At 71.8% G+C, this 25833-nt stretch carries 29 protein-coding genes and 4 pseudogenes; 24 read left to right on the top strand and 9 right to left on the bottom strand.

What is annotated here, in order from left to right:
- Positions 1-15 precede the first annotated feature (15 nt).
- Positions 16-417, bottom strand: a complete 402-nt coding sequence (locus AB0N04_RS16315; RefSeq protein WP_360206474.1) for a MerR family transcriptional regulator — start codon at positions 415-417, stop codon at positions 16-18.
- Between the two features lie 211 nt (positions 418-628).
- On the opposite strand from AB0N04_RS16315, the gene AB0N04_RS16310 reads away from it, so the two are divergent.
- The 16 genes and pseudogenes from AB0N04_RS16310 to AB0N04_RS16235 all read left to right on the top strand — a co-directional run bounded on the left by AB0N04_RS16310 (position 629) and on the right by AB0N04_RS16235 (position 15114).
- A complete protein-coding gene (locus AB0N04_RS16310) occupies positions 629-1471 on the top strand; it encodes an NAD(P)-binding domain-containing protein (RefSeq protein WP_360206471.1) in 843 nt (280 codons plus the stop codon).
- Positions 1472-1933: 462 nt separating this feature from the next.
- Positions 1934-2608 carry a hypothetical protein gene (locus AB0N04_RS16305; protein WP_360206468.1) on the top strand — a complete coding sequence of 225 codons (675 nt, stop codon included), beginning with the start codon at positions 1934-1936 and terminating at the stop codon, positions 2606-2608.
- A gap of 116 nt (positions 2609-2724) precedes the next feature.
- Complete coding sequence (locus tag AB0N04_RS16300; RefSeq protein WP_360206465.1) at positions 2725-3795, top strand: tyrosine-type recombinase/integrase; 1071 nt, start codon at positions 2725-2727, stop codon at positions 3793-3795.
- The gene (locus AB0N04_RS16295) at positions 3792-4115 is read left to right on the top strand and encodes a helix-turn-helix transcriptional regulator (RefSeq protein ID WP_360206462.1); all 324 of its coding nucleotides are present in this window, start codon (positions 3792-3794) and stop codon (positions 4113-4115) included. The genes AB0N04_RS16300 and AB0N04_RS16295 overlap by 4 nt, the downstream gene beginning before the upstream one ends.
- A 149-nt stretch (positions 4116-4264) precedes the next feature.
- Entirely contained in the window at positions 4265-5653 is a 1389-nt protein-coding gene (locus AB0N04_RS16290) for a hypothetical protein (protein ID WP_363364536.1), read from the top strand.
- A 96-nt stretch (positions 5654-5749) separates the two neighbouring features.
- A complete protein-coding gene (locus AB0N04_RS16285) occupies positions 5750-6241 on the top strand; it encodes a DUF4265 domain-containing protein (RefSeq protein WP_360206456.1) in 492 nt (163 codons plus the stop codon).
- A 124-nt stretch (positions 6242-6365) separates the two neighbouring features.
- Positions 6366-7340: a hypothetical protein gene (locus AB0N04_RS16280; RefSeq protein ID WP_360206453.1), complete on the top strand. Its 975-nt coding sequence runs from the start codon at positions 6366-6368 to the stop codon at positions 7338-7340.
- A complete protein-coding gene (locus AB0N04_RS16275) occupies positions 7337-7798 on the top strand; it encodes an ATP-binding protein (protein WP_360206450.1) in 462 nt (153 codons plus the stop codon). Before AB0N04_RS16280 ends, AB0N04_RS16275 begins: the two co-directional genes overlap by 4 nt.
- Positions 7770-8975 carry a tyrosine-type recombinase/integrase gene (locus AB0N04_RS16270; protein ID WP_363364531.1) on the top strand — a complete coding sequence of 402 codons (1206 nt, stop codon included), beginning with the start codon at positions 7770-7772 and terminating at the stop codon, positions 8973-8975. Before AB0N04_RS16275 ends, AB0N04_RS16270 begins: the two co-directional genes overlap by 29 nt.
- Positions 8972-11161 (top strand): tyrosine-type recombinase/integrase, encoded by a 2190-nt coding sequence (locus AB0N04_RS16265; protein WP_360206444.1) that lies wholly within the window; start codon positions 8972-8974, stop codon positions 11159-11161. The genes AB0N04_RS16270 and AB0N04_RS16265 overlap by 4 nt, the downstream gene beginning before the upstream one ends.
- Before the next feature lie 5 nt (positions 11162-11166).
- On the top strand, positions 11167-11622 hold the full coding sequence (locus AB0N04_RS16260; protein WP_360206441.1) for a DUF6262 family protein: 456 nt from the start codon (positions 11167-11169) through the stop codon (positions 11620-11622).
- Between the two features lie 81 nt (positions 11623-11703).
- A complete protein-coding gene (locus tag AB0N04_RS16255; RefSeq protein ID WP_360206438.1) occupies positions 11704-12063 on the top strand; it encodes a hypothetical protein in 360 nt (119 codons plus the stop codon).
- 84 nt (positions 12064-12147) lie between these two features.
- Positions 12148-12732: a hypothetical protein gene (locus AB0N04_RS16250; protein WP_360206436.1), complete on the top strand. Its 585-nt coding sequence runs from the start codon at positions 12148-12150 to the stop codon at positions 12730-12732.
- Positions 12733-12827: 95 nt separating this feature from the next.
- Positions 12828-13358: pseudogene (locus AB0N04_RS16245) on the top strand (ATP-binding protein); the annotation flags it as partial.
- Between the two features lie 16 nt (positions 13359-13374).
- Entirely contained in the window at positions 13375-13836 is a 462-nt protein-coding gene (locus AB0N04_RS16240) for a hypothetical protein (RefSeq protein WP_360206433.1), read from the top strand.
- A 954-nt stretch (positions 13837-14790) separates the two neighbouring features.
- Positions 14791-15114, top strand: a complete 324-nt coding sequence (locus tag AB0N04_RS16235; protein ID WP_360206578.1) for a GNAT family N-acetyltransferase — start codon at positions 14791-14793, stop codon at positions 15112-15114.
- A 64-nt stretch (positions 15115-15178) separates the two neighbouring features.
- Here AB0N04_RS16235 and AB0N04_RS16230 read toward each other — a convergent pair whose 3' ends face one another.
- Complete coding sequence (locus AB0N04_RS16230) at positions 15179-15763, bottom strand: XRE family transcriptional regulator (protein WP_360206430.1); 585 nt, start codon at positions 15761-15763, stop codon at positions 15179-15181.
- A gap of 125 nt (positions 15764-15888) precedes the next feature.
- On the opposite strand from AB0N04_RS16230, the gene AB0N04_RS16225 reads away from it, so the two are divergent.
- Positions 15889-16725 carry an EamA family transporter gene (locus AB0N04_RS16225; RefSeq protein WP_360206427.1) on the top strand — a complete coding sequence of 279 codons (837 nt, stop codon included), beginning with the start codon at positions 15889-15891 and terminating at the stop codon, positions 16723-16725.
- Positions 16726-16887: 162 nt separating this feature from the next.
- Entirely contained in the window at positions 16888-17595 is a 708-nt protein-coding gene (locus AB0N04_RS16220) for a phenylalanine--tRNA ligase beta subunit-related protein (RefSeq protein WP_360206424.1), read from the top strand.
- Between the two features lie 120 nt (positions 17596-17715).
- On the opposite strand, the pseudogene AB0N04_RS16215 reads toward AB0N04_RS16220, so the two are convergent.
- Positions 17716-17868: pseudogene (locus AB0N04_RS16215) on the bottom strand (AraC family transcriptional regulator); the annotation flags it as partial.
- On the opposite strand from AB0N04_RS16215, the pseudogene AB0N04_RS16210 reads away from it, so the two are divergent.
- Both AB0N04_RS16210 and AB0N04_RS16205 read left to right on the top strand, forming a co-directional pair.
- Positions 17860-18063 (top strand): annotated as a pseudogene (locus tag AB0N04_RS16210) (diguanylate cyclase); the annotation flags it as partial. The pseudogenes AB0N04_RS16215 and AB0N04_RS16210 overlap by 9 nt on opposite strands.
- Before the next feature lie 436 nt (positions 18064-18499).
- Entirely contained in the window at positions 18500-19489 is a 990-nt protein-coding gene (locus AB0N04_RS16205) for a phospholipase (RefSeq protein ID WP_360206421.1), read from the top strand.
- A 103-nt stretch (positions 19490-19592) separates the two neighbouring features.
- Here AB0N04_RS16205 and AB0N04_RS16200 read toward each other — a convergent pair whose 3' ends face one another.
- Together AB0N04_RS16200 and AB0N04_RS16195 are read right to left on the bottom strand one after the other, a co-directional pair.
- Positions 19593-19967, bottom strand: coding sequence for a hypothetical protein (locus tag AB0N04_RS16200; protein WP_360206418.1), 375 nt, complete (start codon positions 19965-19967; stop codon positions 19593-19595).
- A gap of 19 nt (positions 19968-19986) precedes the next feature.
- Entirely contained in the window at positions 19987-20451 is a 465-nt protein-coding gene (locus AB0N04_RS16195; RefSeq protein WP_360206416.1) for a helix-turn-helix transcriptional regulator, read from the bottom strand.
- Positions 20452-20563: 112 nt separating this feature from the next.
- Here AB0N04_RS16195 and AB0N04_RS16190 point away from each other — a divergent pair, with 112 nt between their 5' ends.
- Complete coding sequence (locus tag AB0N04_RS16190) at positions 20564-20764, top strand: hypothetical protein (RefSeq protein WP_360206413.1); 201 nt, start codon at positions 20564-20566, stop codon at positions 20762-20764.
- Here the strand turns inward: AB0N04_RS16190 and AB0N04_RS16185 are convergent.
- Entirely contained in the window at positions 20745-21287 is a 543-nt protein-coding gene (locus tag AB0N04_RS16185; protein WP_360206410.1) for a hypothetical protein, read from the bottom strand. The two genes, AB0N04_RS16190 and AB0N04_RS16185, sit on opposite strands and share 20 nt — an antisense overlap.
- A gap of 21 nt (positions 21288-21308) precedes the next feature.
- Positions 21309-21608 carry a hypothetical protein gene (locus AB0N04_RS16180; RefSeq protein ID WP_360206407.1) on the bottom strand — a complete coding sequence of 100 codons (300 nt, stop codon included), beginning with the start codon at positions 21606-21608 and terminating at the stop codon, positions 21309-21311.
- A 60-nt stretch (positions 21609-21668) separates the two neighbouring features.
- Between AB0N04_RS16180 and AB0N04_RS16175 the strand changes: the two are divergent.
- Positions 21669-22239 (top strand): annotated as a pseudogene (locus AB0N04_RS16175) (DinB family protein).
- A 486-nt stretch (positions 22240-22725) separates the two neighbouring features.
- On the opposite strand, the gene AB0N04_RS16170 reads toward AB0N04_RS16175, so the two are convergent.
- Positions 22726-23067: a hypothetical protein gene (locus AB0N04_RS16170; RefSeq protein ID WP_360206405.1), complete on the bottom strand. Its 342-nt coding sequence runs from the start codon at positions 23065-23067 to the stop codon at positions 22726-22728.
- A gap of 269 nt (positions 23068-23336) precedes the next feature.
- Here AB0N04_RS16170 and AB0N04_RS16165 point away from each other — a divergent pair, with 269 nt between their 5' ends.
- A complete protein-coding gene (locus tag AB0N04_RS16165) occupies positions 23337-24353 on the top strand; it encodes an RNA-binding protein (protein WP_360206402.1) in 1017 nt (338 codons plus the stop codon).
- Between the two features lie 128 nt (positions 24354-24481).
- On the opposite strand, the gene AB0N04_RS16160 is transcribed toward AB0N04_RS16165, so the two are convergent.
- The gene (locus AB0N04_RS16160) at positions 24482-25285 is read right to left on the bottom strand and encodes an alpha/beta hydrolase (protein ID WP_360206399.1); all 804 of its coding nucleotides are present in this window, start codon (positions 25283-25285) and stop codon (positions 24482-24484) included.
- A gap of 61 nt (positions 25286-25346) precedes the next feature.
- On the opposite strand from AB0N04_RS16160, the gene AB0N04_RS16155 reads away from it, so the two are divergent.
- Positions 25347-25766 carry a MarR family winged helix-turn-helix transcriptional regulator gene (locus tag AB0N04_RS16155; protein ID WP_360206396.1) on the top strand — a complete coding sequence of 140 codons (420 nt, stop codon included), beginning with the start codon at positions 25347-25349 and terminating at the stop codon, positions 25764-25766.
- Positions 25767-25833 lie beyond the last annotated feature (67 nt).

Genomic DNA, 25833 nt, shown 5'->3' with positions numbered 1-25833 from the left:
CCCCGAAGGGGTCGGTCAGCGCGGCGCGGCCGGTGCCTGCGGTCGGGCGCGGATCACCTCGCTCGGCGCCTGCGCACCCATGATGGTGTCCAACAGGTCCCGGGCGGAGGCGAGTTCGTCCATCTGCCGGGTGATCCGGGTGCGCTCCCGGGCCAGGCCCGCGAGCAGCTCCGGGCAGGTCGGGCCGGGGCGGCGGTGCCCCGGGGACGGCAGGCCCGGGAGGATCTCGGCGATCGTGGCGCTGTTGAGTCCGGCCGCGAACAGGGTGCGGATGGCGTGCACGGCGTCCACGTCCCGTTCGTCGTACTCGCGGTAGCCGCTGGGCCGGCGCTCGGGGCGGAGCAGGCCCTGCTCCTCGTAGTAGCGCAGGGCGCGCGGGGTGGCCCCGGTGCGCCGGGCGAGCTCTCCGATCCGCATCGTGGCACCTCCGTGGTCGGGCGACGGGCTGTCGGGCTGTCGGGCTGTCGGTCCGCCGGTCCACCGGGTCTGCCGGGCCGTCGGTTCGGTGGGTCCGGGCCGCCGGACCCGGACGTCCGACTTGACCCTGCCGCCGGCGTGAAGGTCTAGCGTAACCGCCATGCCGAACCGACGATCTTCCTCAACCACCCCTTTCCGTAGCGCCGTTGCCGTGCTGGGCCTGGGCCCGATGGGGCGGGCGCTGGCCGGGGCACTGCTGGCCGCGGACCATCCGGTCACCGTGTGGAACCGCACGCCGGGCCGGGACGCCGACCTGCTCGCACACGGCGCCCGATCCGCCGTGAGCCCAACGGCCGCGGTGGCGGACGCCCCGCTCGTCCTGCTCTGCGTCCGCGACCAGACGGCCGCCCGCGGCGTCCTGGACGCCGCCGGTCAGGCGCTGCGCGGCCGGACCGTCGTCAACGCCACCTCCCTCGCCCCGGACGACGCCCGGGCCAACGCCGCCGACGCCGAGGCCCGGGGGCTGCGCCTCCTGGACGCCGCGATCCTCACCCCGACCGCGACCATCGGCACCCCCGGGGCCACGATCCTGGTCAGTGGCGACCCGGAGGCCCACGCCGCGCACGGCGCCACGCTCCGGGCCCTGGGCACCGTCCACCACGTGGGCTCCGACCCCGGACGGGCGGCGGCCTTCGACGCGGCCCTGCTCGACCTGTTCTGGACCACCGTGCACGGCTACGTCCACGCCCTCGCCCTGGCCCGTGCCGAGGGCATCCGCGGCGCCGAACTCGCCCCGTACGCCCAGGGGCTGCCGCTCCTGCTGCCTCCCCTGATCGAGGACTTCGCCCGCCGCGCGGACGACCGCCACCACCCGGGCGACCGCAGCAGCGTGGCCTCCGCCGAGGCCGGGCTGGCCCACGTCGCCCACACCGCCCGGTCCCGCGGCCTCGACACCTCCGTCCTCGACGCCGCCCTCGCCCTCACCCGGCGAGCGGCCATGGCCGGCCACGGCCCGGAGGGGGTGTCGTCCCTGGTCGAACTGCTCGCCGGCTGACCCCGCCTCGGCGCCGGTCCCGGTGACCGATCCCCCGACGGCAACGCAACGGGGGAGGGCCCCGTGGGCGGGGTCGAAGCTCCTACGGTTCGTCAAGCCGGTCGGGCTGCGGGACGAGACTCCGGCGGGACCATCGGCGGGGGGTTCCTGACGTGTTGAACCGGACCCGGACACTCGGCCTGTATTGGGCAGGTGTTCTGAGAGCCGGTAGGGCAGTGGGACTGGGAGCCATCGGTTCGGGCAACGAGATTGGGAGCCACCTCGGCTGAGGGGTGCGACACGCCGCGTTCGGAGCAATGTCGTCGACTGCTCCGGGTGGGCGCGACAGGCTGTGGTCCTTGATCACGGTCATGTCAGGAGGCCGGGGTGGCTTTGTCGCGCGAGTTGCTGTTCGAGAAGATCCGGAGGGATCGCCGTGCCGATCCGACGGTCTCGGGCCGGCAGCTGGCTTTGCGTTACCGGGTGAGCCGGAACACGGTGGCGGAGGCGCTTCGCACGCCGGTGCCCAAGAAGCGCAAGAGACCGGAGCCGCGCGGGTCGATGCTGGAGCCGGTGATGGGCCGGATCGACGAGATGCTCTGGGCCGATCTGGAGGCCCCGCGCAAGCAGCGGCACACCATTGAGCGGATCAAGGTTCGGCTCGCGGTCGAGTACGACTTCGACCTGGCCTCGTACTCGACGATCAAGAACTACGTCAGCGAGCGGCGCCCGCAGCTGGCCGCGTTGGCGAGGGAGGGCCGCCAGCACCTGGAGGGCATGGTCCCGCAGGAGAAGCAGCCCGGCCAGGAGGCGGAGGTCGACTTCGCGGACGTCTGGCTGGACCTGGCCGGCGAGCGGGTGAAGTGCGTGCTGTTCACCCTGCGGATGTCCTACAGCGGCAAGGCCGTCCACCGCGTCTACGCAACCGGCTCCCAGCAGGCGTTCCTGGAGGGGCACGTCGCGGCGTTCGAGGCGCTGGGCGGGGTCCCGGCCCGGCACATCCGATACGACAACCTGCGGCCAGCGGTGCGGCAGGTCTGCTTCGGGCGCGACCGGCACGAGTCGACGCGGTGGGTGAGCTTCCGGTCCTGGTTTGTCCATGTTCCCGTGGGTTCATTGGTCGCGCCCAGTCCCGTGATGGCCTTGGCGGTTGCCTGATCTGCAGGTCTGTCTGGGCGGTACCCGCTTCAGGGAATGCCGTCCATCCTTCAGGATTTCTGAAGTCTCCTCAGCTGTTATGGTGATGCCGCCGAAAAGCTGAAGGGGAGGGGCGGATGGCGCTGGCTGTCGTGCGCGACCTGCGGCCCAGCCTGCGGCTGGAGTCCGCTGAAGAGGTCGCCGCGTTCGAACAGGACCTGCTGGCGGAGTTCGTGCTCGCCCGCGCTTCCGCCGGGGTGTTGGACGACACGATCCGTGCGGACGTCGGCGGGGTCCTTGGGCTGCGGGAGTGGTTCGGCCGGCCGTTGTGGGAGATGCAGCCGCAGGACCTGGACCGGTACTTCGGCCGGCATCGCCGCGGCTCGGCGCCGGGCACGAAGGTCCGTCAGGCCGCCGCGTTCGCCGTCTACTTCGAGTTCCTGGAGCTGAGACACAAGGCGACGATCCACGCGGCCACCGGCACGGTCGTCGAGTCGCCGCTCGACGAGGTCAACCGACCCCGTGGCGGCACCGCGTCCCGCCTTCGGATCCCGCCTTCGGCCGGGGAGACAGCAAGGCTGTTCTCGGGTTGGCGGGAGGACATGGAGGCCGCGCGCAAGTACGCGCCGGCCGCGCGGAACTACACGGCCGCCCGTCTGACCAGCCTGATCGGCCCGCGAATCTCCGAGCTGTGCCTGCTACGGATCGGCGACGTCCGCTGGGACCTCGGACGGTTCGGCAAGATCCTCTTCAAGGGCAAGGGAAGCGTCGGCCGGGGGAAGAAGGAACGTCTCGTCCCGCTGATCAACGGGTCTCGGGACCTGCTGGAGTGGTGGGTCACCGGCCCTCGCTGGGAGTTCGACGACAGGGCCGAGGACCCCTTGGCCCCGCTGTTTCCGTCCGAGCGCCGGTACGGCGACGGATCCAGCCGCGCGGTGACCGACGACGCGTTGCGGTCCGGGCTCGCCGAGGCGGTCGCACGCCATCTTCCGCACCAGATAGGCCAGTTGACGCCACACGTGCTGCGGCACTTCGCGGCCTCTGACCTCTACCGCAACGGCATGGACGTCGTGGCCATCCAGGAGATCCTCGGCCACGAGTGGCTCAACACCACCATGATCTACGTGCATGTCGAGCAATCCCACGTCGAGGACGCGTGGGTCCGGGCCGGCCAGAGGGCCGCCGCGCGCTTTGGGAGGACACGGTGAAGTGGAACCTGCGGATGGTCGCCGCCCAGCGCGACGTCTGGAAGGCATCCGAGCTGCAGAAGATGCTCGCGGATGCCGGACTGGTCATCTCGGCGGGCAAGATGTCGCACCTGTGGTCTGGGCGCCCCCTGACCGTTCGCCTCGACGATCTGGACGTGATCTGCGCGGTGTTGCAGTGCACACCCGCTGACCTTCTGGTCCCCGAGCCGATCGACAGCCGGCTGCCGGACGGCGTGGAGGAACAGGCCGAGCGGAAGGTGGTCGGTGGCAGCCCGGTTGTCCTCCGGCGCCGTCCCGGCCGGTCTGGGCCGCCGCTGTGAGCACGCCGATACGTCGTCGCCGTCCCTGGGCGACCCGCAGCTGCCGGGACTGCTTCGGCTGGGGCTGGCTCGACCGCCCCCGGTGCAAGGCATGCTGGGGCTTCGTCGCCAAGGCCACCGGCGGTCACTGCGAGGTCTGCGACCGCGAGGTGGCCGCCCAGGACGGCGTCTGCCGACTCTGTCGGCGACAGGCCACCCTGATCGCCGGGCCGGACAACAAGACGCGCGTCGACTTGACGGCCGCCGCCCGCACCGGCCATCAGCTGTTCATCGTCGGCACCCTGCGTCCGCGCGGCGGCCCACGGCCCCGCCCGGAGCACCCCGCGGACCGGCCGCCGGACCATCTGCTGCACTCCGCCCGGTCACGCTGGAGGCAGCTACCGCTGTTCGAGATGGCCCGTGACCTGCGCGGAGTCAGCAGCATGGCACCGCTTCTCGATCCCGAACTGGCCGCCGTCCTGGAAGCACGCGCCGGACGGATCGCCGAGCTGAGAGGCTGGCCCCCTCGCACACTTGGCTCCGTCCGCCGGGGAATCCGCATCCTCTGCTCGGTTCATGCGGTCGGCGAGCCGATCAGAGCGTCCACGATCGCCCAACTCACCCACAACGCGGTTCCCTCGAACCACGTCCTGGAGGTCTTCGAGGACCTGGACGTGCTGCTCGACGACCGGCCCGACACAGTGCAGGCCTGGTGCGACACTCGCCTGGAATTCCTCGCGGCCGGGATCCGGGCGGAGGTCGACGCCTGGATCGCGATCCTGCGCAACGGCAGCCGACGTCGGCGCCCCCGCGCCCGGTCCACGGTCATCACCCAGCTCAGGTTGGTCCAGCCGTTCCTGCGCGAGCGGACGGCGGCCTACACCACTCTGCGTCAGGTCACCCGCGACGACATCACGAGCTGGCTCTCCGACCGCCCCAACCGAGTACACGAGGCCAGTGCCCTGCGGAGCCTGTTCGGCGTGCTGAAGAAGGAACGGCTCGTCTTCGCCAACCCGATGCGAGGGGTGAGGATAAGCGGGAACCAGGTCTCGGTACCGGTTCAGCTCACCGGCCTGGAAGTCGATGCCGTCGCCACCGCAGCTGAACAGGATCCCGCCCTGCGGGTGGTCGTCGCCCTCGCGGGCATCCACGCGCTGCCCGCCCGCCGCATCCGCGCGCTCCAACTGGACCAGGTCGACCTGCCCGGCCACCGCCTGGATCCGGCTGGAAGCAATCGCCCGCTGGACGACTACACCGCCGAGGCGATCACCGACTACCTGGCCCACCGGCGCCGACGCTGGCCCAACAGCACCAACCCCCACCTTCTGGTCAGCCGCAACACGGCCACCACCACGACAGCCGTCGGCACCTTCTGGCTCGACCGCCTGGTCAATCGGCTCCCCGTCAGCCTGGACCGGCTCCGACAGGATCGAATCCTCGAAGAAGCCGCCGCCACCGGAGCCGACCCGCTCCACCTCGCCCACGTCTTCGCCCTCAGCGCCAAGGCCAGCCTCCGCTACACCACCGCAGTCGCAGAGTCCGTCGCGGAACAGACCTGATGCAGGCCCTGAGAAGCCACTTCGACGCCCCGCTTGCAGCACGACCGAGCCGGCGCGGCATCATGTCACCGCAGCGACATCAGCCAGGGAGAGCATGTGATCGAGTTCATCGTCCACGACGACCCGGTCGGGCGCGCTCAAAGCAACTACATCGCCCATGCCGATCTGGCGCCCTTCGGGCTGGACGGGCAGAAGGAGCAGTTGTGGCTGAAGCCTCTCGACGATGGGACCTTCTCGATCGCCTGCATCCCGTTTCGCACCTACGGGCTGGCCTTCGGCGACCAGGTCGTCCTGTCGGACGGTAACGAGGTCGCTGAGGTGGTCGCCCTCTCCTCTCATCGTGTTCTGCGGTTGCTCTTCGTCCCGGGCCTGCCCTCGGCACAACTGAACGGGGCAGTCGATCGCATCTACAAAGAGATCGGTACGGCGGGACTGCTGAGTGAGTGGAGCGGTGACCGTCACGTCGCCGTCGACATCCCGCCCAATACGGATGCCTCTCAACTGTTCGCGATCATGGAACGCGAGGTGACGGAGGGCCGAGCGTTCTGGGAATGGGCCGACGCCATACCGTTCTCCGCACGACGCTGAGCCGACCCACCAGTCCGGACTGCTTCCAGGCCGAACTCGCTCTCTCCAGGCGGCAATACCGCCCAGGCTTCCATGGGTTCACCCAGCCGATACTTCAGAATCTCTGAACTCGCGGAAGATCGGGGTGACGCCGTTCTACTGCACGCCGGGCGAGGAGGGCGCCCACGAGAAGGGCGGGGTCGAGCAGGAGGGCGGCAGGTTCCGGCGGACCCACCTGGTCCCGCCGCCGCAGGTCGCCACCCTGGCGGAGCTGAACGAGATGCTCGCCGAGATCGACCGGCTGGAGGACGACCGGCACGTCCACGGCCGTCCGACCAGTATCGGCTTCGACTTCGAGGCCGAGCGGCCGTTGTTGAACCCGCTGCCGGCGGACTCCTACGACTGCGGGCTGGACCTGACGCCGACGGTCCACCGCAACGGGCGGATCACGGTCCGCCAGTGCTACTACTCGGTGCCAGCCCGGTTCATCGGCGGCACGGTCCGCGTCTCGCTGCGGGCCAACGAACTGCTGGTCTTCGAGGGACGCGAGGTCGTCGCCCGCCACCCGCGCCTGACGCGCCGCTACACCTACCACGACGTCCTGGACCACTACCTGGAGGTCCTGCTGGTCAAGCCCGGCGCCCTGGCCGGGGCCGCGGCCCTCGCGCAGGCCCGCTCGGAGGGCTCGTTCACCCCAGTCCACGAGGCATTCTGGGCCGCCGCCCGCGAGGCGCACGGTGAGCGGGACGGCACCCGGGCGCTGATCGAGGTCCTGCTGCTGCACCGCCAGCTGCCGACCACCGCCGTGGTCGCCGGGATGGAGGCGGTCCTGCGGGCGAAGTCGTGCAGCGCGGAGCTGGTCGCGATCGAGGCCCGCAAGGCCCAGGAGGCACCCGAGGAGGCCGCCGACGAACCGATCGAGCAGGCCGGGGCGGACCGTGATCCGGCCGCCCGGCAGGCGATGGAGCGGCTCGGCGTCGCGCCGGGCCCGGTCGAGCGGGGCAACGTGATCTCCCTGCACGCGCGTCGCCCGCTGCCCTCGGACACCCGACCGCTGCCCTCGCTGTCGAAGTACGACCGGCTGCTCAAGCGCCGGGCCACCGAGGAAGGAACGGCATGACCCTCACCAACGCGACCGGATCCCGGCCGCCGCTGGAGCTGACCGGCACCGAGGCCCCCGGCCGCATGCACCGCCCGGACGTCGATCCCGAGGACGCGCTGATCGACGAGTCGTGCAAGGTCCTGCGGCTGCCCACGATCCGCGACCGCTACGAGGAGCTCGCACAGGCCGCCCGCCGGGAGAAGTACACCTACAAGCAGTTCCTGCTGGACCTGCTGCAGGTCGAGTGCGCCGACCGCGACGTCCGCCGACGCCAGCGTCTGGTCGCCGCCGCGAAGTTCCCCCGCCAGAAGCGGATCGAGTTATCCGGGGTTCATTTGTGCCCGTCTGGAACGTCAGTCAGCGTGGGGTTCACTCGTCTTGGTGGTCGTTGGCGTTGCGCTATCCGGGGTGGCCCGACAGCGTCGGTGACGTCGGCAGCATGGCACTGTGCCAGTGCAGAGAATCGAGTTGGGTGATGGGCGGACGTGGACGGTGGTCGGTCCCGACTACCTGCCGGTCGTGCCTGTCGAGGAGTTCTTGGAGTTCCTGCGCGTCGGGCGAGATGCATCACCTCACACCCTCCGTTCCTATGCCACGTCTCTGAGCGCGTGGTGGGACTACCTGGAGGCGGCCGGGCTGGCTTGGGACGAGGTGACGCTGCCGTCGTTCCTGCCGTTCCTGACGGCGTTGCGGACCGGTGATCCGGTCGGAGTGCACCGTTTGCCGGGTGCTGGTGCCACACAGGTCGGCGGGGTGGCGGAGTCGACGGTGGGGCTGCGGGTGGCGGCGGTGCTGTCGTTCTACCGGTATCACGCGGATGTGCATGGGGTGGCGGTCGCCGGACGGCTCTATCGGGTCGGTGGGCGCCGGGCCCGCAGCCGATACGTCGGGGCACTGGCTCACCTGGACCCCAATAGCGAGCATGTGAGTCCGGCGGTGCGCGTCCGAGCGCGCGATCGCGGGCCGGCACCAGTGCTCACGCCGGCCCAAGCCGAGGCGATCCTCGACGCATGCGCGCGCTTCGACGCCGTCTCCGGACGGTGGTCGGGGTCGGTACGCGACCGGCTGCTGTTCGCGACGCTGAGCGAGACCGGGATGCGGCTGGGCGAGTGCCTGTCGCTCAAGCACTGCGACTGGCACGTCGGCCGGGGCGGGACGCCGTTCGTCGAGGTCGTACCTCGGCAGGACCACCCGGCCGGAGTACGGGTGAAGAACAGCAGATTCCGCCGCGTCTACATCAGCGACGACCTGGAGCGTCTGCACAGTGAGTACGTGTGGGAGCTGTGCGACGCCGATGCCCACCGGGCGGTGGACCTGGAGAACTGGTGGGTGTTCGTCAACCTGCGTCGCGGCGAGTGGCTCGCGCCGCTGCGGCCGGAGACCGTCTACGACCTGGTCGACGGTCTCAAGCGTCGGCTGGGGAAGGCGGTTCCGTCCGCCTGGACACCGCACTGGTGGCGCCATACCCACGCGACCGCTCTGCTGCTGTCCGGGGCTCACGAGCACGTGGTGATGCGGCGGATGGGCCACGCCGACGTGCAGACGACGCTGACCCTCTACGGCTGGGTCACCGAGGACGCCGAGTTGAAGACCCTGGCGAACTGGAAGTCGTTCACCACTAACTGGCGTGGTTTGGAAGGTGGTTCGGCATGACCGACCATCGCATCCCGCCAGTTCCTGCCGGCGGTTCGACCGTCCCGGACCGGTCTGCCCAGAGCGCCGCGCTGGTCGACGGACTGGACCCGGTGTTCGCCGGGCCGCTGTTCGACGGACGCGACCCGAGGCTGGCCTGGGTGTTCATGCGCGGATCGCGGCAGGTCCGGTTGGACATCAGCGGCCTGCCGCTGGTCATGCGCCGCGAGGTGGGCTGGTGGCTGGCCACCTGCGCGCGCACCGGCGAACGCCAAGCACACGCCAGTGAGTGGAACCGCTGGGCGGTCACCGCCGTCGACGTCATCGCACGCCACCCGCATGTCCGCTCCTTCGCTGACCGGTCGCTGGCCGAGTGGATGACCGCATGGGCTCGGAGATTCCACGCCGACCGGGGCCGGATGCCCGCCTCCGGGCATCGGCTCCGGGCCGAGCACGCTCTGCGCGGCATGCTGGAGCGGCTGCTGCGGCAGTACGCCAGCGAGGTCGACTGGTGGCGGCACGATATCTGGTCGCTGCGGTTGGACCCTCGCATCCCGCGGCGCGAGCACGAGCCGCGCGCCAACACCGCCGTCCGCTGGGGCGATATCACCCCGGTCTGGCTGCGGGAGGGGACCAAGTTCTACCTCCGGCTGCAGATGGAGTCCGGACAACTGACCTGGTCGACGGTGATGCAGCACCGCGTGAACACAGCGCGCTTCGCCGCGTTCACGGCCAAACGGGGAATCGACCACCCCGCCCTGGCGGACGGCTCCGAGCGGAGCCTGCGCGCACTCGCACTGGACTTCGGCACCTTCCTGCACCACTGGCAGCGCGAGACACCAGGCCGGGCCGAGGTCGGCGGCAGCCTCCAGCCGAGGACGATCAACAAGAACCTGCAGACGATCGACCTGTTCTACCGGGTCATGACCGACTGCCGCACCGAGGCCGCCGAAGCCCTGGACGATGCCCGGTGGCTGGCGCTCACCGACAGCCATGCCCGCATGTTCCGCTCCGGCGACCGGCCCCGGCAGCGCGAGGTCCGCGAGGCCGACGAACGCAACTACATCAACGACACCGACCTCAGCAGCATGCTCACCCACATCGAGCTCCTCGGCCTGCCGACCGAGCAGACCCGGACCGTCGTCCGCGACGCCCGGCAGGTCGAGCTGGCCGGTCTCGGACATCCTGCGGTCATGCGGGCCTGGCTCATCCAGGCCATGACCGGACGCCGGGCCAGCGAAGTGCTGATGATGGACTTCGAACCGCTCTCCGACATCCCCGGCCTGGACGCTGCAGCCGTCCCCGAGGGCGGGATGGTCGCCCGGCTCCGCTACCAGCAGACGAAGATCGACGCGGCACCGAACACCATCCTCGTCGGCCGCGACGTCGTCGAGATCGTCCGGGAACAGCAGGCATGGGTCCGCGAGCACTGGCACCTGGACCGCGCCGACACCATCCGCTACCTGTTCCCGAAGACCACCGGCAACCGGCACGGCACCAAGTCCTGGGAGACCAGCAACTACAACCGCGTCCTGAAGGACTTCAGCCACCACCTGGACCTGCGCGACTCACGCGGCGAACTCCTCCTCTACTCACGAAGTCATCGGCTCCGCCACACGAAGGCGACCACGCTGATCAACGCTGGAGCCCCCATCCACGTCGTCCAGCGCTACCTTGGCCACCTTTCTCCCGAAATGACGATGCGTTATGCCGCGACTCTGGCCAGCACCGCCGAGCGGGAATTCCTCGCTCTGGCCAAGGTCGGCCGGGACGGCCGGGAGCTCGGAATGGACCGCCGGGACATGCTGGACCTGGTCCAGCTCGACCGCCGCACCGACCGGATCCTGCCCAACGGCTACTGCCTCCTGCCACCCACCCGGTCCTGCGACAAGGGCAACGCCTGCCACGGCTGCGACCACTTCGCCACCGACCGCACCTTCCTGCCCGACATCCAGCGCCAGCTCGCCGAGACCGAGTCGCTGGTCGCATCCCGGCAGGCCCGGCACACCCACCGCTACGGCGAGCCGATGAGCGCGGCCAACGTCTGGCTGGAACAGCGCAACGCGGAGATCCGCAGCATGCAGCTGGAGATCATCGCTCTGGAGGCCCAGCCGGACGCCAGCACCGCCGTCGTCCGCGGCGCGGGCGTACTCGGTCGCACCGGCTATAAGAACACCACCAACTCACCTGATCACAAAGGGACATAGCCCGCATGACCACCCGTCCGACCGCCTCGGTTCCTGACACTGTCCCAGCCGAGAACCGGCGCATCGTCGCCCTGCGGCAGGCAGCTCAGGACAAGCACGAGCAGGCCGTCCAGCGAGCGGAGACAGGCATCCGGCGACTGGTCAAAGCAGGCGAGGAGATCAACTTTCGGGCTGTCGCCCGCGCGGCGGGCGTCAGCCTGGACTTCCTCTACGCCCACACCGACCTGCGCAAACGCATCGAAACCCTTCGGGGGCAGCAACGGGCTGACAGTCGGCCTCGCCGGCAGGAGCCCTCAGCCGACGAGGGCACGGTGATCCATACTCTCACCGAGGCCCTCCGCCGCGAACGCACCGCCCATCGAGAACGCGTCCAAGAGCTCGAACAACGGCTGGCTGCCGCCCACGGCGAGATCCTCCGCCTCCAGCGTCAGATTCGGGAACGCGGCGACGTGCCCCGGTGAACGACATGCCAGCCGTCGCACGCCCGCAGCGGCCAGAACAATGCAGTTGAGGCTGGAGGATCAGCCCGGCACACTCGCCCGGTGAGCCACAACACACACGCGGGCAGATGGGACGGGCCCTGGTTCAGGGTCTGCACGGAGCACTTCGAGGCGGCGTTCCTGCCGAATGCCGGCGAGGACTTGGAATCGGTGGACAACATCGACGTCTTCGTGGACCTCAACGACGGAACCCGGTGGAGTGCGACCGTCATCACCCTCGCTCAGGTGGAGACCATCATGGACCGGTGGGCGGCGACCGGGGAGGCCCTCGGCGGCGCCTACTTCTCGTGCTCGGACGGCCTCATCGTCCGCGACGCCGGCATCAGCAAGATGACCCAAGTCCTCGTCGGTCTGGTCGAGACCGGCGACTTCACGCACATCCTTCAGCGCATCGACGAATGACCGCAGCTCCGGTCCACGACGAGCTGATTCTGAACCACCAGTAAGCTGCCCTGGCCGAGCCTGGGACATCATCATGAGGACACGATGCTCTCCGAATACCAGCAGCAGCTGAAAGATCGTTTCCTCGCTGCCCCGGTCATCCCGGCACCACACCCCTGGCAGCCCGTCTTCGCGCGGCGAACGCCCATCGGTGGGCTACTCGGAGTCGGTTTCGGGGTCGACCCCGCCAGCGGAAACGACCTCCTGATGGTCGTCTCCAGCAGCGGTCACGGCATCTTCGACGCCTCCACGGGGCAGCGACTCGCTCGCGACCCCGACCCCGACCTCGATCACAGCACACCAACTGGCCCCGACTTGTCCTGCCCTGGACTCGGGCCGCTCGCCGGCACCGAGGTCCGGATCGCTGGCCTGTTCGGCGGCGGCCTCCACTCCACCACCGAGGACGGATGGACCGTTGAGGTCGTCAGCCCAGATTGGCCGCACCACCGCGTCCTCCTCTCGGCCGATGGCGGACTCTGCCGCGGTCCCGCCGGTGAAAAGTGGTGGCACATCTTCCACGCCCACTACTCCGAACTGCGAACCGTCGGTTTCTCCCCCTCCGGACGCACGCTCGCCGTCGCGACAAGCAGCGACATCACGCTCTGGACAAGGCCCAGCCTCGACTCCTGAACCAGAGTGGCGCCCACGCTACGGACGCCGTCGGCAACGCTACGACCTGCACAAATATCGTCGCCGCGGCCACCGACCCCGGATAACTCGACGACTTCGACTACGAGGCGAACCCGAACGTCTCCCCGGAGACCGTCTCGGCGCTCAAGAGCCCGACCTGGGTGCGCGAGGGCCGCCCGCTGGTGCTGATCGGCGACTCCGGCACCGGCAAGTCGCACCTGCTGATCGGGATCGGCACCGCCATCGCCGAGGCCGGTATGAGCGTGCGCTACACCACCGCGACCGCGCTGGTGAACGAGCTGGCCGAGGCTGAGGCGAACAAGAACCTCACCGCCACCATCGCCCGCTACACCAAAGTCGATCTTCTCTGCCTGGACGAGTTCGGCTACCTGAACCTGGACAAGCGCGGCGCCAAGCTGCTGTTCCAGATCTTCACCGAGCGCGAGGAGCGCAAGGCCACCGCGGTCGCCTCGAACGCCCCGTTCGGCGAGTGGGACAAGACCTTCACCGACCCCAGGCTCTGCGCGGCCATCGCCGACCGCCTCACCTTCCGCTTCACCCTGATCGAGACCGGCACCGAGTCCTACCGCCTCCAGGCCACCGAGGCCGAGCACCACATCCGCTGACCGCCACCCTCGGACGTTGGCAGCCCAGCAGGGGGCTGGCAAACTCTGCGCCGTGACAACACCTTCCCCGATACAGGTCTCCAGAGGGGGCCTCAGACGGCTGTTCCGCATCGCATGGCACGGCGGGAAACTACTCGTCGCGGGGGCCCTGCTCCTGGCGGTCGCCGGCGGAATCATCTACGGCGGGTTCTTCGCAGAGGACGACAGCGACTCGAAGAATCCGCCGGTTCCTGTCGCCGGCGACTGCGTCGCGGCCGACTTGGCAGAACCGATCACCGTCGGCTGCACCGACGGCAGGGCCACCGTCAAGGTCCTCCAGGTCATCAACGGAGACTCGCCCGCTCACTGCAACCTGGTGGCCGGCGCGACTGGCGTGCTCACACACAAGAGCGTCTTGAAGGTCGGCGGCGCCGAGGGCATCAACGTTGGCGATCTCGAAGTCCACACCCTCTGCGTCAAGAGACTCGGAGCACCGTGACCCGTTCACTCTTCTGAATCCGAGTCGCTCGGTCTGACCGAGGGCCCGAACGCAAAGCCCAGCCGCCCCAGCCGTTCCACGGACCCGGCTCCGACATCGGAGCCGGGTCCTTCCAGGCTGGGCCTGTCAGGGACCGCGCCCGGAGGGACCCGGGGCGGCCAACCTATCGACCGAACCACGACAAGCCGGTGACAACACCCCGGACGAAACGTCGTGACGAAACATCACCCGATAGGGGTGGCTTCGAAAGTCACTGCCGATCTTGGCCTGTCGGCATCCCCACGAGCTCCCCGGACGGAGCAACGTGGCTCTCATTCCCGTTGCCCGAGTGGCTCTCGTTCAGCATGCCGAAAACACTCGGCCTGCCGCCATGGCGGTCAGGGTGCCGGTCGGCAGGGGCTCTCGGTGCTTCCTGCCGCCTGGGCCCCCGCGGCCCCACGCTGCAGAACCCCGGGCTCCCGGCGGCCGTGCCCGCCGTGCTCGCCGCGATCGCTGCGGGCCCGACGACCGCCATCGGGATTCCCGGCCAGGTCTGGACGTCCGCGACGGTGGTCTCGTCGTCCCCGGTGACCTCGGCCACGACGCGCCCTGATCGTCGACCACCGCATCGTGCACGGCCTCCTCGACGACCACCTCGCCGGCACCGGCCGGCCGGTCGTGCCCGGCGACCTCGTCCTGCGCCACCTCGTCCCTCCTTCCCCGGACGCGGGGCGGGAACGGGGGAGGGGTGATCATCGGGGCCCGGGGGTGCGTGACAGGCTGCTGCGCATGGAGATCGGTGACGCGCCGCTGGCCGGCGACGGGGTGGTGGGCGAGGTGTCGGGCGGGGCCCGGGGTGAGGCGCGGGATGAGTCAGGCCGTGAGGCGTCGGATGAGTCAGGCCGTGAGACGCGGGGTGCGGTGTTGACGGTGTGTCCGGAGCTGACGGACGCCGAGCTGAACGAGCTGTTCGGGATGTCGTGGCCCGGGCACCGGCCGGTCCCGTTCGCGCCGGTGCTGTCGCGCAGTCTGGCGTGGGTCGCGGCACGGCGGGGCGGCCGGCTGGTCGGCTTCGTCAACGTGGCCGGCGACGGCGGCCTGCACGCCTTCGTCCTGGACACGACGGTGCATCCGGACGAACGCCGACGGGGGCTCGGCGTGCGGCTGGTGCGGGCGGCCGCCGACGAGGCGAGGGCCCGCGGCGCCCAGTGGCTGCACGTCGACTACGAGCCGCACCTGGAGTCGTTCTACGCCCGGTGCGGGTTCCGGCCGACCACCGCCGGACTCCTGCAGCTGTGACCGGCCGGTGCCCGCGCCCCGCCCCGTGCCCGACCCCGCCCCGCCTCGTGCCCGACCCCCCGGGTCAGCCCGTGGTGGCGGGGCCGGGCGGGAGGTGCACGGTCATCACCAGGTGGCAGGGGCCGGTGCCCGCACCGCGGTAGGTGTGGGCGGCGTCGCCGTCGAAGGTGGCGGTCTGGCCGGCCTCGACGGTGTGCTCGGTACCGTCCACGACCAGGGTCATCCGGCCCGCGGTGACGTTGACGGTCTCCACGACCCCGGCCTGGTGGGGGTGGCTGGGGTACTCCTCGCCCGGTTCCAGGCGCCAGCGCCAGACCTCGACGGGGGCCGGGCCGGAGGTCGTGAGCATGAGCCGGGCCTCTCCGCCCCGCTCGCCGGTCCACAGCGGCGCCACGTCCTCGGCGGCCACCACGCGCACCCGGCCCTCGGCCCGGCCCTGCATCAGGGCGGACACGGAGATGCCGAGGGTGTCGGCGAGGCGGACGAGGGTGGCCAGGTTGGGGTTGCCCTGGGCCTTCTCCAGCCCGACCAGGGCACCCTTGCTGACCTGGGCGCGCCGGCTGAGCTCCTCCAGGGACAGGCCGGCCCGGGTGCGGGCCGCCCGGACGTTGTGCGCGACCGTCCGCAGGGCCGCCGCTGTCTCGGTCACCTGGCCACCTTCCTCACGTTGCTCGCGTAGACCATTCCACTGCACCGTGCGGTCACTCCGTTGGTGCCGCGCGGTCGATCTGTTGTACGTTGTGGTCGTTCCAATGACATCGTAGGGGATGCACCGTGATCGCTCTGCTGCTGGCCCTGGGCAGTTCCCTCGCCTACGGGTGTGCCGATTTCTTCGGCAGCCTCGGCGCCCGCAAGGCCCACGTACTGCGGACCGTGCTGATCGCCGCCCCGGCCAGCCTCGCGGTCGAGCTGCTGCTCTGGCCCGTCCTCGGTGCCTCCTTCGACGCCGGAGCCGTCGGCTGGGGCACGGCCTCGGGCGTCGCCTCGGCCGCCGCGTTCGCCCTGCTCTACCGGACGCTGGCGATCGGGCCGATGAACGTGCTGTCCCCGGTGACCGCGCTGGTGTCCGCCGCCCTGCCCGTCGCGGTCGGGCTGCTGCAGGGCGAGCACCTCGGCGCCGCCGGGCTGGTGGGCCTGCCGTTGGCGCTGCTGGCCGTCGTGCTGGTCAGCGCCGGACACGGCGCCGGCGCGGCGCGCCCCTCCCGCACCGCGCTGCTGCTGGCCTTCGGGGCGGGCGCCGCCATCGCCCTCCAGCTGGTCTGTCTGCACCAGGCCCCCTCGGGCAGCGGCGTCGGCCCGCTGATCGTCGGCCGGGCCGTCTCCTCCGCGGTCACCCTGGCCGCGGCCGCCCTGCTGCGCCGCAGGCTGGGCACCGAACGGCCCGCGTACGCGCTGTCGGCCGCGGCCGGCGTCCTGGACTCCGTGGCGAACCTGCTCTTCCTGCTCGCCGTCCGCAGCGGCGACCTCACCGTCGTCGCCGTGGTCACCGCCCTCTACCCGGCCGCCACCGTCCTGCTCGCCCGCGCCGTCCTCGGCGAGCGGATCCACCGGGGCCAGCTCCTCGGCCTGGGCGTCGCGGCCCTCGCCGTCAGCCTCCTCGCCCTGGCCTGACCCCGGCTCCCGAGTCCTGACTCCCGGCTCCTGACCCCGGCCCCGATTCCTGACCCCGTCCCCCCGCCCCCGACTCCTGGCCGCCGCGCCCCGAACCGCGCCCCGAACCGCGCCCCGAACCGAGCCCCGCCGCCCCGCGAGCCCCCACGAAACGGACCCCCCGTGCCCGACTTCCGCCTCGACCCCGCCGTCGCCGACGCCTTCCCCGACGCCCGCGTCGCCCTGGTCACCGCCACCGGCCTGCGCGGCCGCGACCCCTGGCCCGCCACCGAAGCCGCCCTGGCGGACCTGGAGCGGCAGGTCGTCGACGGCACCTGGCAGCCCGCCGACGAGAGCGACCCGCGCATCGGGGCCTGGCACCTCGCCTACCGTTCCTTCGGCACCAACCCCCGCCGGGTCCGCCCCAGCGTCGACGCCCTCGGCCGCCGCCTCGCCAAGCGGGGCGCCCTGCCGCGGATCAACCCGGCCGTGGACTCCTACAACGCCGTCTCCGTCCGGCACGGCCTGCCCGCGGGCGCCTTCGACCTGGACCGGGTCGCCGGTGACGTCGTCATCCGCCGCGCGGACGGCGCCGAGGCCTTCACCCCGCTCGGCGAACCCGACACCGTCGAACACCCCGCGCCCGGCGAGGTCGTGTACGCGGACGCCGTCGGCGTGCTGACCCGCCACTGGAACCACCGGGACGCCCACCGCACCCGCGTCACCGAGGACTCCACCCGCGTCGTCTTCCTCCTCGAGACCCTCCACGCCACCCGTGACGGCCACCTCCTCGAGGCCGCGGTCGGTCGACTGCGGGGCCTGCTCGCCCCGCACGCCGACCACACGGCCGTGCACCACCTCGACCCGGCCCGCCCGCAGGCGTCGGCCTGAACCGGAGCGCCCCGGCCCCGGCCGTCCGGAGCGGCGGACGCCGGCCCGAGCTCCTCGCCCGCCCGAACCCCCGCGGCCCGTGCCGCACCCCGGGCCCCGGGCCCCGCCCCACCACCGCCGTCAGGGGGCCGGGTCGCGCGCGGTGGCGGCGAAGCGGCTGCGGTACTCGGTCGGCGTCGTGCCCAGGTGGCGGGCGACGGCGCGCCGCAGCGTCTCGTCGCTGCCCAGGCCGCTGCGGCGGGCGGCGGAGGTGATGCCGCGGCCGACGAGCAGCGCGCCGCCGTGGTCGCCGCCCACTCCCGCCCCGACTTCAAGAACCGCATCCTCGCCGCCTTCGCCGGCGGCATCGCCGACCGCCCCGCCACCACCTTCGGCAACGTCAAGGCCGACGTCCTGGCGCACTTCGTCCCGGGTTTCGAGCGCGCCGACTTCGTCGAGGTCATCCGGGGCTCCGCCTGGCCCGAGTAGGCCCGGGGGTTCGGTCTTGGTCCTGGTTGCGGTCCAGTCCCGGTCGGTCGCGGTCGCGGTCCGGCCGGGCCCCGGGGCCGGCGCCCGGGACCGGGGCCGCCACCGCACTGCCGAGCCTCCGTCAGCGACTTTCGATGGTGGTCGAACTAGGCTGATTCGTGCCGTTTCCCCCGTGCACCGCTCGCGCCGGTGGCACACTGAGGTGTCCATGACGAAGCTCGAGTCGGGGTGTCGTCACCGGGAGGGCTGGCACGCCCGGACCGACGGTCGGTCCACGGAAGGTCGGCCTACGGATGGTCAGCCCCGCCGGGGCCGGGAATCCGCAGGCCGGACCGCCGCCGGACCGCCGCCGGACGGGCCCCGCCCGGCCGCCTCCCGTCGCCCGACCGCCGCACCGGCGGCGACCGGGACCCCCGACGCGCGAAGGAGCACCTCCTTGACCACTCACCCCAGGTACGGGGCAGGCCCGCGGACCTTACTGGCGCTGATCGCGGCGCTCTGCGGGATCCTCGGCGCCACCACCGTCGCGGCGACCCCCGCGGCGGCGGCCGACCAGCGCCACGCGATCTACGCCATCGCCCACCGGGTCGACACCCTGGACGGCGTGGACGCCGCCCTCGGCCACGGCGCCAACGGCATCGAGATCGACGTCTGCGCCTGGTGGAACCCGAACGAATGGCGGGCGTACCACGACTGCTCCTCCGCGGGCGACAACCGGTACGGCCCCAGCTTCGACAGCATGATCGACCGCATCCTCTCCAACGCCAACGCGGGCCGCCGGCTGAGCCTGGTCTGGCTGGACATCAAGGACCCCAACTACTGCGGGGAGCAGCCGAACCGCACGTGCAGCGTCGCCGGTCTGCGCGACAAGGCGCAGCGGCTGACGGCCGCCGGGATCCAGGTGCTCTACGGCTTCTTCGAGTACCACGGCGGCAACACCCCGGACGTCGGCGGGCGGGGCTGGAAGAGCCTGGAGGGCCGGCTCGGCCCGCTGGAGGGCATCACCACCACCGGCACCCGCGACCAGGCCCAGGGCGCCTTCGACCGGTCCGGCTCGGGCTTCCCGACCGGCCACCGGGCGATGGACTACGGCGACAGCGACATCACCAAGGGCTTCGGCAACTGCACCGAGGCCACCTACAACACCTGTGCGGAGCTGAAGAAGGGCGCCGCCGACCGCTCGGCGGGGCGGCTCGCGGCCACGCTGTCCTGGACGACCACCTACAACGACCCGTGGTACGTCGACAAGCTGCTGGGCGACGCCCGCGTGGACGGCATCATCGCCGGGTACGGCGCCTTCACCGGAGTCCGCGAGTACGACAACGGCTGGCAGTGCGCCAACGCCGTCAACCTCGTGCGCGACTGGGTGAACCGCCACAGCTCCACCCACCGCATGGCCACCAGCGGCGACCGTCTCTTCAGGTAGCGGTCGGCCCAGGCCGCCGGCCCCTTCGTGGAGGTCTCCCCCCCCGGAGGCCCCGCGCAGGGGCCGGCCGGGCGCCCGCGGTCGGGGACTGGCCGGGGGCCGTTCAGGGGCCGGCGGTCGGGCCCGGCGAGCGGACCCAGCCCCGGGCGCGTCGGCCTCTCCTACGCCGCAGGCGCTCGTACTCCTCGGGGCTCGTGACGAACCGGCAGGCCCCGCTCGCCCGGTCGACCACCGGGAAGGCCCCGCCGAACCCCCGCACCCGCCCCGCGACGGGGTGGGGCGCGGCCCGGAACGCGAACAGGTGGGAGCCGTCCAGGGCGAGCCCCGGTGCGGGGAAGACCTCGCAGCCGAGCTCCTCCCAGCGCGCCACCCTCGCCCGGAGGAAGGCCTCCGCGAGCACCCGCGCCCGCTCGACGTCCAGGTCGGCCGCATCGCCCAGGCCGGTCACACCGGCCGCGCCGGCGGCGGCTGCGGTCACGTCGGCCGTGTCCGCCACGTCAGTCCCCGTCCCGATCCGTCGTTCCGCCGGTGCCGGGGTGGACGTGCACCGTTCCGGCCTGGATCACCATTCCGTGGACGGTGCCGCTCAGCTCGTTGCGGACCCACACCCCGCCGGTGCCCTGCCGCCCGGCACCGGGCGTCCCGGTGCCCGTGCCGGTCCCCGTGCCGGCCGCAGTGCTTGCCCCGGGATCCGCCTCCCGCAGTGCGGCGCGTCGAAGGTCCAGCAGCTCCCGGGTCGGCAGACGAAGGGCGCGCGCCAGCGCCGCGACGGTGTCGGCCGTCGGAACGGGCCCGCCGACCCGCAGCGCCTCGTGCACGGTGGTGCGGCCCAGCCGAGCCCGGGCGGCCAGCCCGGTCACGTTCAGCCCGGCCAGGGCCCGGCCGTCGGCCAGACGCCTGCGCAGTTCGGCGAGCGGGCCGTCGCCCGCCCGGCCGGTGTCCTCCTCGTACGGCATCTCCACCCCCAGGACGGTGTGTTCGACGGTGTTCGTCCTCGTCCGTGCGCACCACGGCGAACACCGTTCCCGGAAGCGTAGGGCACGTCAACACCCCACCGCCTCAAGGGAGACCACCGTGACCCGTCTCGCCCTCCTGCTGCTCGCCGCCGGCCTGCTCGTCGTGTTCGCGCTGCTGGCCGCCGTCGGCGCGGCCGTCCTGGCCCGCCTGGACGGCGCGACCCACCCGACCGCCCTGACCCGCGCCGCCGCGGCCGTCGCCGCCGTGCTCACCCTCGCCGCCGTCGTCGCCGGCGCCCTCACCCAGCTCCTGAGCTGAACGCGCACCCCACCGGCCGGGGGTTCAGGCCCCCGGCTCCTGCTCCTCCGGGGGCGGTGACGGCCAGGGCGGAGGAGACGGCCAGCCTCAGGTCGTCGCGTTCGGGGCTGCGCGGCCCGCCGGTGAGGTGGCGCGGATCGTCGAGGATCTTGACCCATTCCACCACTGCTCCCGGCGCCTGGCTGGTCAGGCAGTCCAGGTTGGAGCCGCGCACCGCGGCGGCGGGATCGCCGAGCCACTCGAGCCAGTGGTCGGAGTCGGTGAGCCTGGCGAAGTCGTCCTTGGGCGGGCCGTAGCCCGGGTTCTCCTCGAACTCGCCGGTCAGCTTCCCGTCCGGGCCGACCCGCCAGACGCCCCGGACGGCCTCGGCCGGAACATAGCCGTCGGGATCGCCGATGTAGGCGTAGTCGATCGCCGCGATCGACCCGCCGGGGTTCGCCGCGGCCTCCGCGACGAGTTCGGGCGGAGGCGACTGCAGGATGCGCCGCTGCTCGGCCGGGATGTCCCCCGTGGTGCTGCCCACCCCTTGCCGTGGCGTCGGCGGTCACCGCAGCTCGTCCGGGCGGGCCTGCCGTTGGTCAGGAATGAGTCTTCGCCATCTTCGAACATGCAGGTTGGAGGCTCTGGTGTGGTGCTCGCTCGGGATACTCATGCTGATCTCGGGCGGAAGTCTGCGGTCTTGATCATCCGTCATGTCATCGGTCGATGCTGTCGCATTTGGGTCATTGAGCCCAACCCGGCCAGCCGGATCGTTGATGTCAAGCAGCCGCTCGCGGCGGCGCGGCCCGCACGGCACATCGGCCCCCAGCGTCATCTCCCGGTGCGGCACGGTCTCGCGGCCCACGGCCGGCGATGGCGTTCGCGAGCGTCGCAGCCAGATCTCCGTTGTATGTAGTGTGCGGGAATGACGAAAAGCGAGCGGCTCGCGGAGCAGTTGGACTGGCACTGGCGCATGAACCTGCGGCCGCGGCTGGACGGACTTACCGATGAGGAGTACTTCTGGGAGCCGGTGGGCGGCTGCTGGAGCATCCGCCCACGCGGCACGTCGGCCGCACCGATGCCGGAAGGTTCGGGGGAGTGGACGATGGACTTCGCGTCCCCAGATCGGGTGCCGGAGCCGGCGCCGGTGACCACGATTGCCTGGCGGCTGGCGCACATCATCGTCTCGTGCCTGGGTTATCGGGTCGGATGGTACTTCGGCGGCCAGGACGTCGCCTCCGAGACATTCGCCTACGCGGGGACCGCTGACGAGGCGCTGAAACAGCTCGATGAGATGTACGGGAGATGGAATGCGGGGGTCCGCGCGCTCTCGGACGCTGACCTGGAGAATCTGCCCGCGGTGGGTCCCGAGCGGTTTCCCATGGAGAACAGGGTCCTGCACGTCAATAGGGAGTTGATCCATCACGGCGCTGAGATTTCCCTGCTGCGCGACCTCTATCGCTGGCAGGTACGGAGCCGTACCGCGCCGACCATGACTTTCCGGTAACCGGCGATCGAGCTTCGGAACCTACGTGGACTCCGTGACGCTCCGTGGCTGCGAGCTTCAGTGCTCCCACGGGCGGTGCGGGGTGGTGGGAGCCGGTGCGCGGCTTCGGTGACGGCGACCGTGGGCGGCTCGCGCCCCGGGCCCGGTCGAGCCACATCACCCGCGCCACTGCCGAATCCGTCGAGTAGCCGGAATCCCCGGCTGCACCGGTCCTGTTCGGACCGGCCCAGTCCGGACCGGGCGGGGCCGGGCGGGACTCACCCGGGCCGAATCCGGCCGGCAGTCGGATCCGGAATCGAAACGCCCCCTTCCCGTCCCGTGGGGGTAATTCCTGCGGCGTCGTCGATTCAGCCGCCGAACGCGACAGCCGACGGACCCTCGAATGCGGATGCGGAAAGTCCGCCGTACGGCGAACGGCCCGCCCCGCCGCCCCGGGTGGGGAGCGGCGGTGCGGGCACGGTGCGGGCGCCGGCCGTCAGACGGTCTCGTAGTGCCAGCGCGAGCAGGAGCCGTTGGAGCGGCAGATGCGCCAGGCCAGGCTCTGCCCCCACATGTAGCTCGGGTTGGGCTCGTCGCGCCAGCTCCCCTTGCCGTTGTAGTTGGGGATGGGGTCCTGCGAGACGCCGTTGACCTTCCACTGCACGTAGGGGTACTGGCCGTCGGCCTCGGTGTCGCCGATGCCGAACATGTGCCGGTTGGGGTCGTGGTAGCCGTAGGCGCCGTAGACCCAGTCGTTCTCGGCGTTGGCCGTTCCGACGCTGGCGACCGTGGCGGTGAGGGCGAGCAGGCCGACGGCCGCGATTTTCCTGAGACGCATGAGGGATCCGTTTCTCCGAAGACGAGTCGGGGACGGTTCAGGCTTTCGGCGCAAGCCTCGCCCACCGGCGGATCGGCTGACTTGTAAAAACGCGAACGACCTTGTTGTTTTGGCGAGTTAGGGCTGCCCGAACAATTCGCGATCGGTATATGTCGGGACGTGCTGCGGTGGTTTCCGGCACGATGGCCCGGTGAATTCTCCCCGTGCTCGTCAGCAGCCCCTCGCGCCCCGCGCGGCGACGTCCCTCCCCGCCGCCGGGGGGTGGTGACGTGCTGCCCCACGTCCACCGGATCACCAAGTACGACCCCGCCGACCGGGACGATCGCGGCGCCTACGTCGGGACGCTCGACCCGGTCAGTGACCACGGCCCGGTCGAGGCCGCCTACCTCGCGGCGATCGCCGCCTTCGCGGAGGAGAGCGGGGTGCGGCACCTGGAGGTCCGTGAGCCGCAGGTCGCGCCCGGCTTCACGCACTTCGGCCTGGAGCCCCCGGTCGAGGGCCACGGCCTGGCCGGCCTCTTCCCGCCCGACCTCACCGGCTACCACGACGGGGCCCGGGTGCCGCTGCCGGTGGCCCTGGAGCTGGTGCGGGCCATGCTGCGGGACAGCGGCGCCTGGTGCCGCCTGGAGGCCGAGGGCGCCTTCGCCGTCCACGTCGGCTGGGACCAGTACGTGTACGTGGGCAGCGCCCGGCCCTGCCCGGCGGCGGTGGCCCGCACCCGCGCGCTGGGGCTCTTCCCGGAGCCGGAGGACGCGTCCCCGTACGACGTCGAACCGGACGGCCGGGGCGAGCGGCACCCGGCCGACGACGCCTTCTGGGCCCGGGTGCGGCGCAGCGTGGCGGCGGGCCGGGCGGCGCTGCTGGAGGAGGTGCACGTCGACAACGCCTCGCGCTGGCACCGGCTGACGGAGGGCTCCGTCGCCGCGGTGCGGGCCGGACTGGCCCCGCGGGCACGACTGGCCGTCTGGCCGGACCTGTCCCCGGACGTCGCCGGCGTGCTGGCCGCCCTCACCGGCGAGGACTCCCTGGTCGAGGTCGTCTGGGAGGACCAGGACGGCCGCATCACCGGGGTGGTCGTCGACGAGGACGAGTTCGAGGCCGTCGCCGCCCGGATCGCCGACGCACGGGCAGCCGCCGTCCTGTCGGTGTACGTCGACGAGCGTGCGCCGCTGCTCACGGCAGTCCTGCCGGACCCCGACGGCGTGGTGCGGGCCCGCTGGAGCACCGAACCGATCCCGGGCGGCGGGGACCGGGGCGGGGGCGGAGCCGTGGGTGCGTGCCCGTAGTGGGGCGTCGACCCGAGACGCCCCGGGCGCCCCGGGCATCGCCCGGACCTCCCCCGACCGCCCCCGCCTCGCCCCGACCGATCCGGTGGTGGCGCGACCGACCCGCCCCGGGCCGCCGTGGGCGCCGGCTACCCGGTGGTGACGGTGCGGGTGCCCGTCCGCTGCAGGTGGGCGTCGATCAGGGCGAAGGTGGCCTCCGGCTGTTCGACGTGCGGCAGGTGGCCGGCCTCCGGGACGACCTCGAGTCGGCCGTTGCCGAACGCGCCGGCGTAGGCCGCGCCGTAGGCGGGCGTGACGACGCGATCGCTGGCGCCCCAGAGCAGGAGGGTGGGCACCTGGACGCCGCCGAGCCGCTGCAGCAGCTCGGGGTCGTGCATGTAGGGGTCGTCGGCGAGCAGGCGCATGGTCGCGGCGTTGGCCTGCCTGCGGGCGAGTTCCTCGGCCGGGAGGTCGGCGACGTGGTAGCGGTCCGGGTCGTGCCAGGAGAGCTCGGCGAGGCCGCGGGCGTCGAGGGCGGAGACGTCCGCGATGGGTTCCGTCTCGACGTGTACGCCGACCGCGTCGATCAGGACGAGGCCGGTGATGATTCCGGCGGTGTCGCGCACGGCCATCTCCGCGGCCGTCCAGCCGCCGAGCGAGGAGCCGACGACGAGGACGTCGCGCAGCGCTCGGTCGTGCAGGAGCCGCAGGTAGGCGCGGGCCAGGTCGTCGATGCCGGTGAGCCATGCGGGGCGGGGGGATCCGTCCCATCCGGGGTGCACGGGCGTGATGGTGCGGGTGGTGCGGGAGAGGTGTCGGGCGAGGCCGGCGACGGTGGCGGGGCCCCCGCCCCCGTGGAGGACGAGGACGGGCCTGCCGGTTCCGGACTCGTCGAGCCGGAGGGGGAGGTCCGAGGGCGGGCCGGCGGGTGCGTGCGGGGTGTCTGTGGGCATGCCTCCACTGTAACTAAATATCTTTATATAAGCTAGCTTGGTCGTTCGGTAGACTCGCCCCATGCGTAATGAGCTGCAAGAACTCGGCAGGGCGGTCAAGCAGGCCCAGTACCGGCAGCACCGGGCGCTCGACAGCGCGCTCTCGGCCACCGGCACGACCCTCGCCCAGTGGGACGCCCTGCGGGCGATCAGCCGATCGCCCGGCGCCTCGGGGCGCGAGCTCGCCGCAGCGACCTTCCAGACCGAGCAGGCCTTCGGGACGCTCGTCGGCCGCCTCACGGCCCAGGGCCTCGTCGACCGCAGGCCGGGGCACGGTCGGCGCCTGGAGCACCACCTCACCCCTGCGGGTGAGCAGGTCCTGGCGGCCGGCCACCAGGTCGCCGACGAGGTGCTCGCCGCGTGCTTCGCGCCCCTGCCCGATGCGGAGCGCACGACCCTGCTCACCCTGCTCCGGCGCCTCACGGAGGAACAGGGCGCGTGACCCGAGGGCCCCGGAAGGCCCCGGTCCTCGGCGCTCGCCCGGCGCCTGCACCTGTGCGTACCCCGGC

The sequence above is a fragment of the Kitasatospora sp. NPDC051702 genome, from assembly GCF_040681575.1.
In the GTDB taxonomy this organism is placed as follows: Bacteria; Actinomycetota; Actinomycetes; order Streptomycetales; family Streptomycetaceae; genus Kitasatospora.
The sequence above is the reverse complement of the archived record's forward strand: the minus strand, read 5'-3'. Positions and strand labels throughout refer to the sequence as shown.

Excerpts from the sequence above, each read along its gene's own strand:
- AB0N04_RS16315 (WP_360206474.1), bottom strand. The coding sequence starts at position 417 with ATGCGGATCGGAGAGCTCGCCCGGCGCACCGGGGCCACCCCGCGCGCC.
- AB0N04_RS16300 (WP_360206465.1), top strand. The coding sequence starts at position 2,725 with ATGGCGCTGGCTGTCGTGCGCGACCTGCGGCCCAGCCTGCGGCTGGAG.
- AB0N04_RS16275 (WP_360206450.1), top strand. The coding sequence starts at position 7,337 with ATGACCCTCACCAACGCGACCGGATCCCGGCCGCCGCTGGAGCTGACC.
- AB0N04_RS16265 (WP_360206444.1), top strand. The coding sequence starts at position 8,972 with ATGACCGACCATCGCATCCCGCCAGTTCCTGCCGGCGGTTCGACCGTC.
- AB0N04_RS16260 (WP_360206441.1), top strand. The coding sequence starts at position 11,167 with ATGACCACCCGTCCGACCGCCTCGGTTCCTGACACTGTCCCAGCCGAG.
- AB0N04_RS16250 (WP_360206436.1), top strand. The coding sequence starts at position 12,148 with ATGCTCTCCGAATACCAGCAGCAGCTGAAAGATCGTTTCCTCGCTGCC.
- AB0N04_RS16235 (WP_360206578.1), top strand. The coding sequence starts at position 14,791 with ATGTCGTGGCCCGGGCACCGGCCGGTCCCGTTCGCGCCGGTGCTGTCG.
- AB0N04_RS16170 (WP_360206405.1), bottom strand. The coding sequence starts at position 23,067 with ATGCGTCTCAGGAAAATCGCGGCCGTCGGCCTGCTCGCCCTCACCGCC.
- AB0N04_RS16160 (WP_360206399.1), bottom strand. The coding sequence starts at position 25,285 with ATGCCCACAGACACCCCGCACGCACCCGCCGGCCCGCCCTCGGACCTC.
- AB0N04_RS16155 (WP_360206396.1), top strand. The coding sequence starts at position 25,347 with ATGCGTAATGAGCTGCAAGAACTCGGCAGGGCGGTCAAGCAGGCCCAG.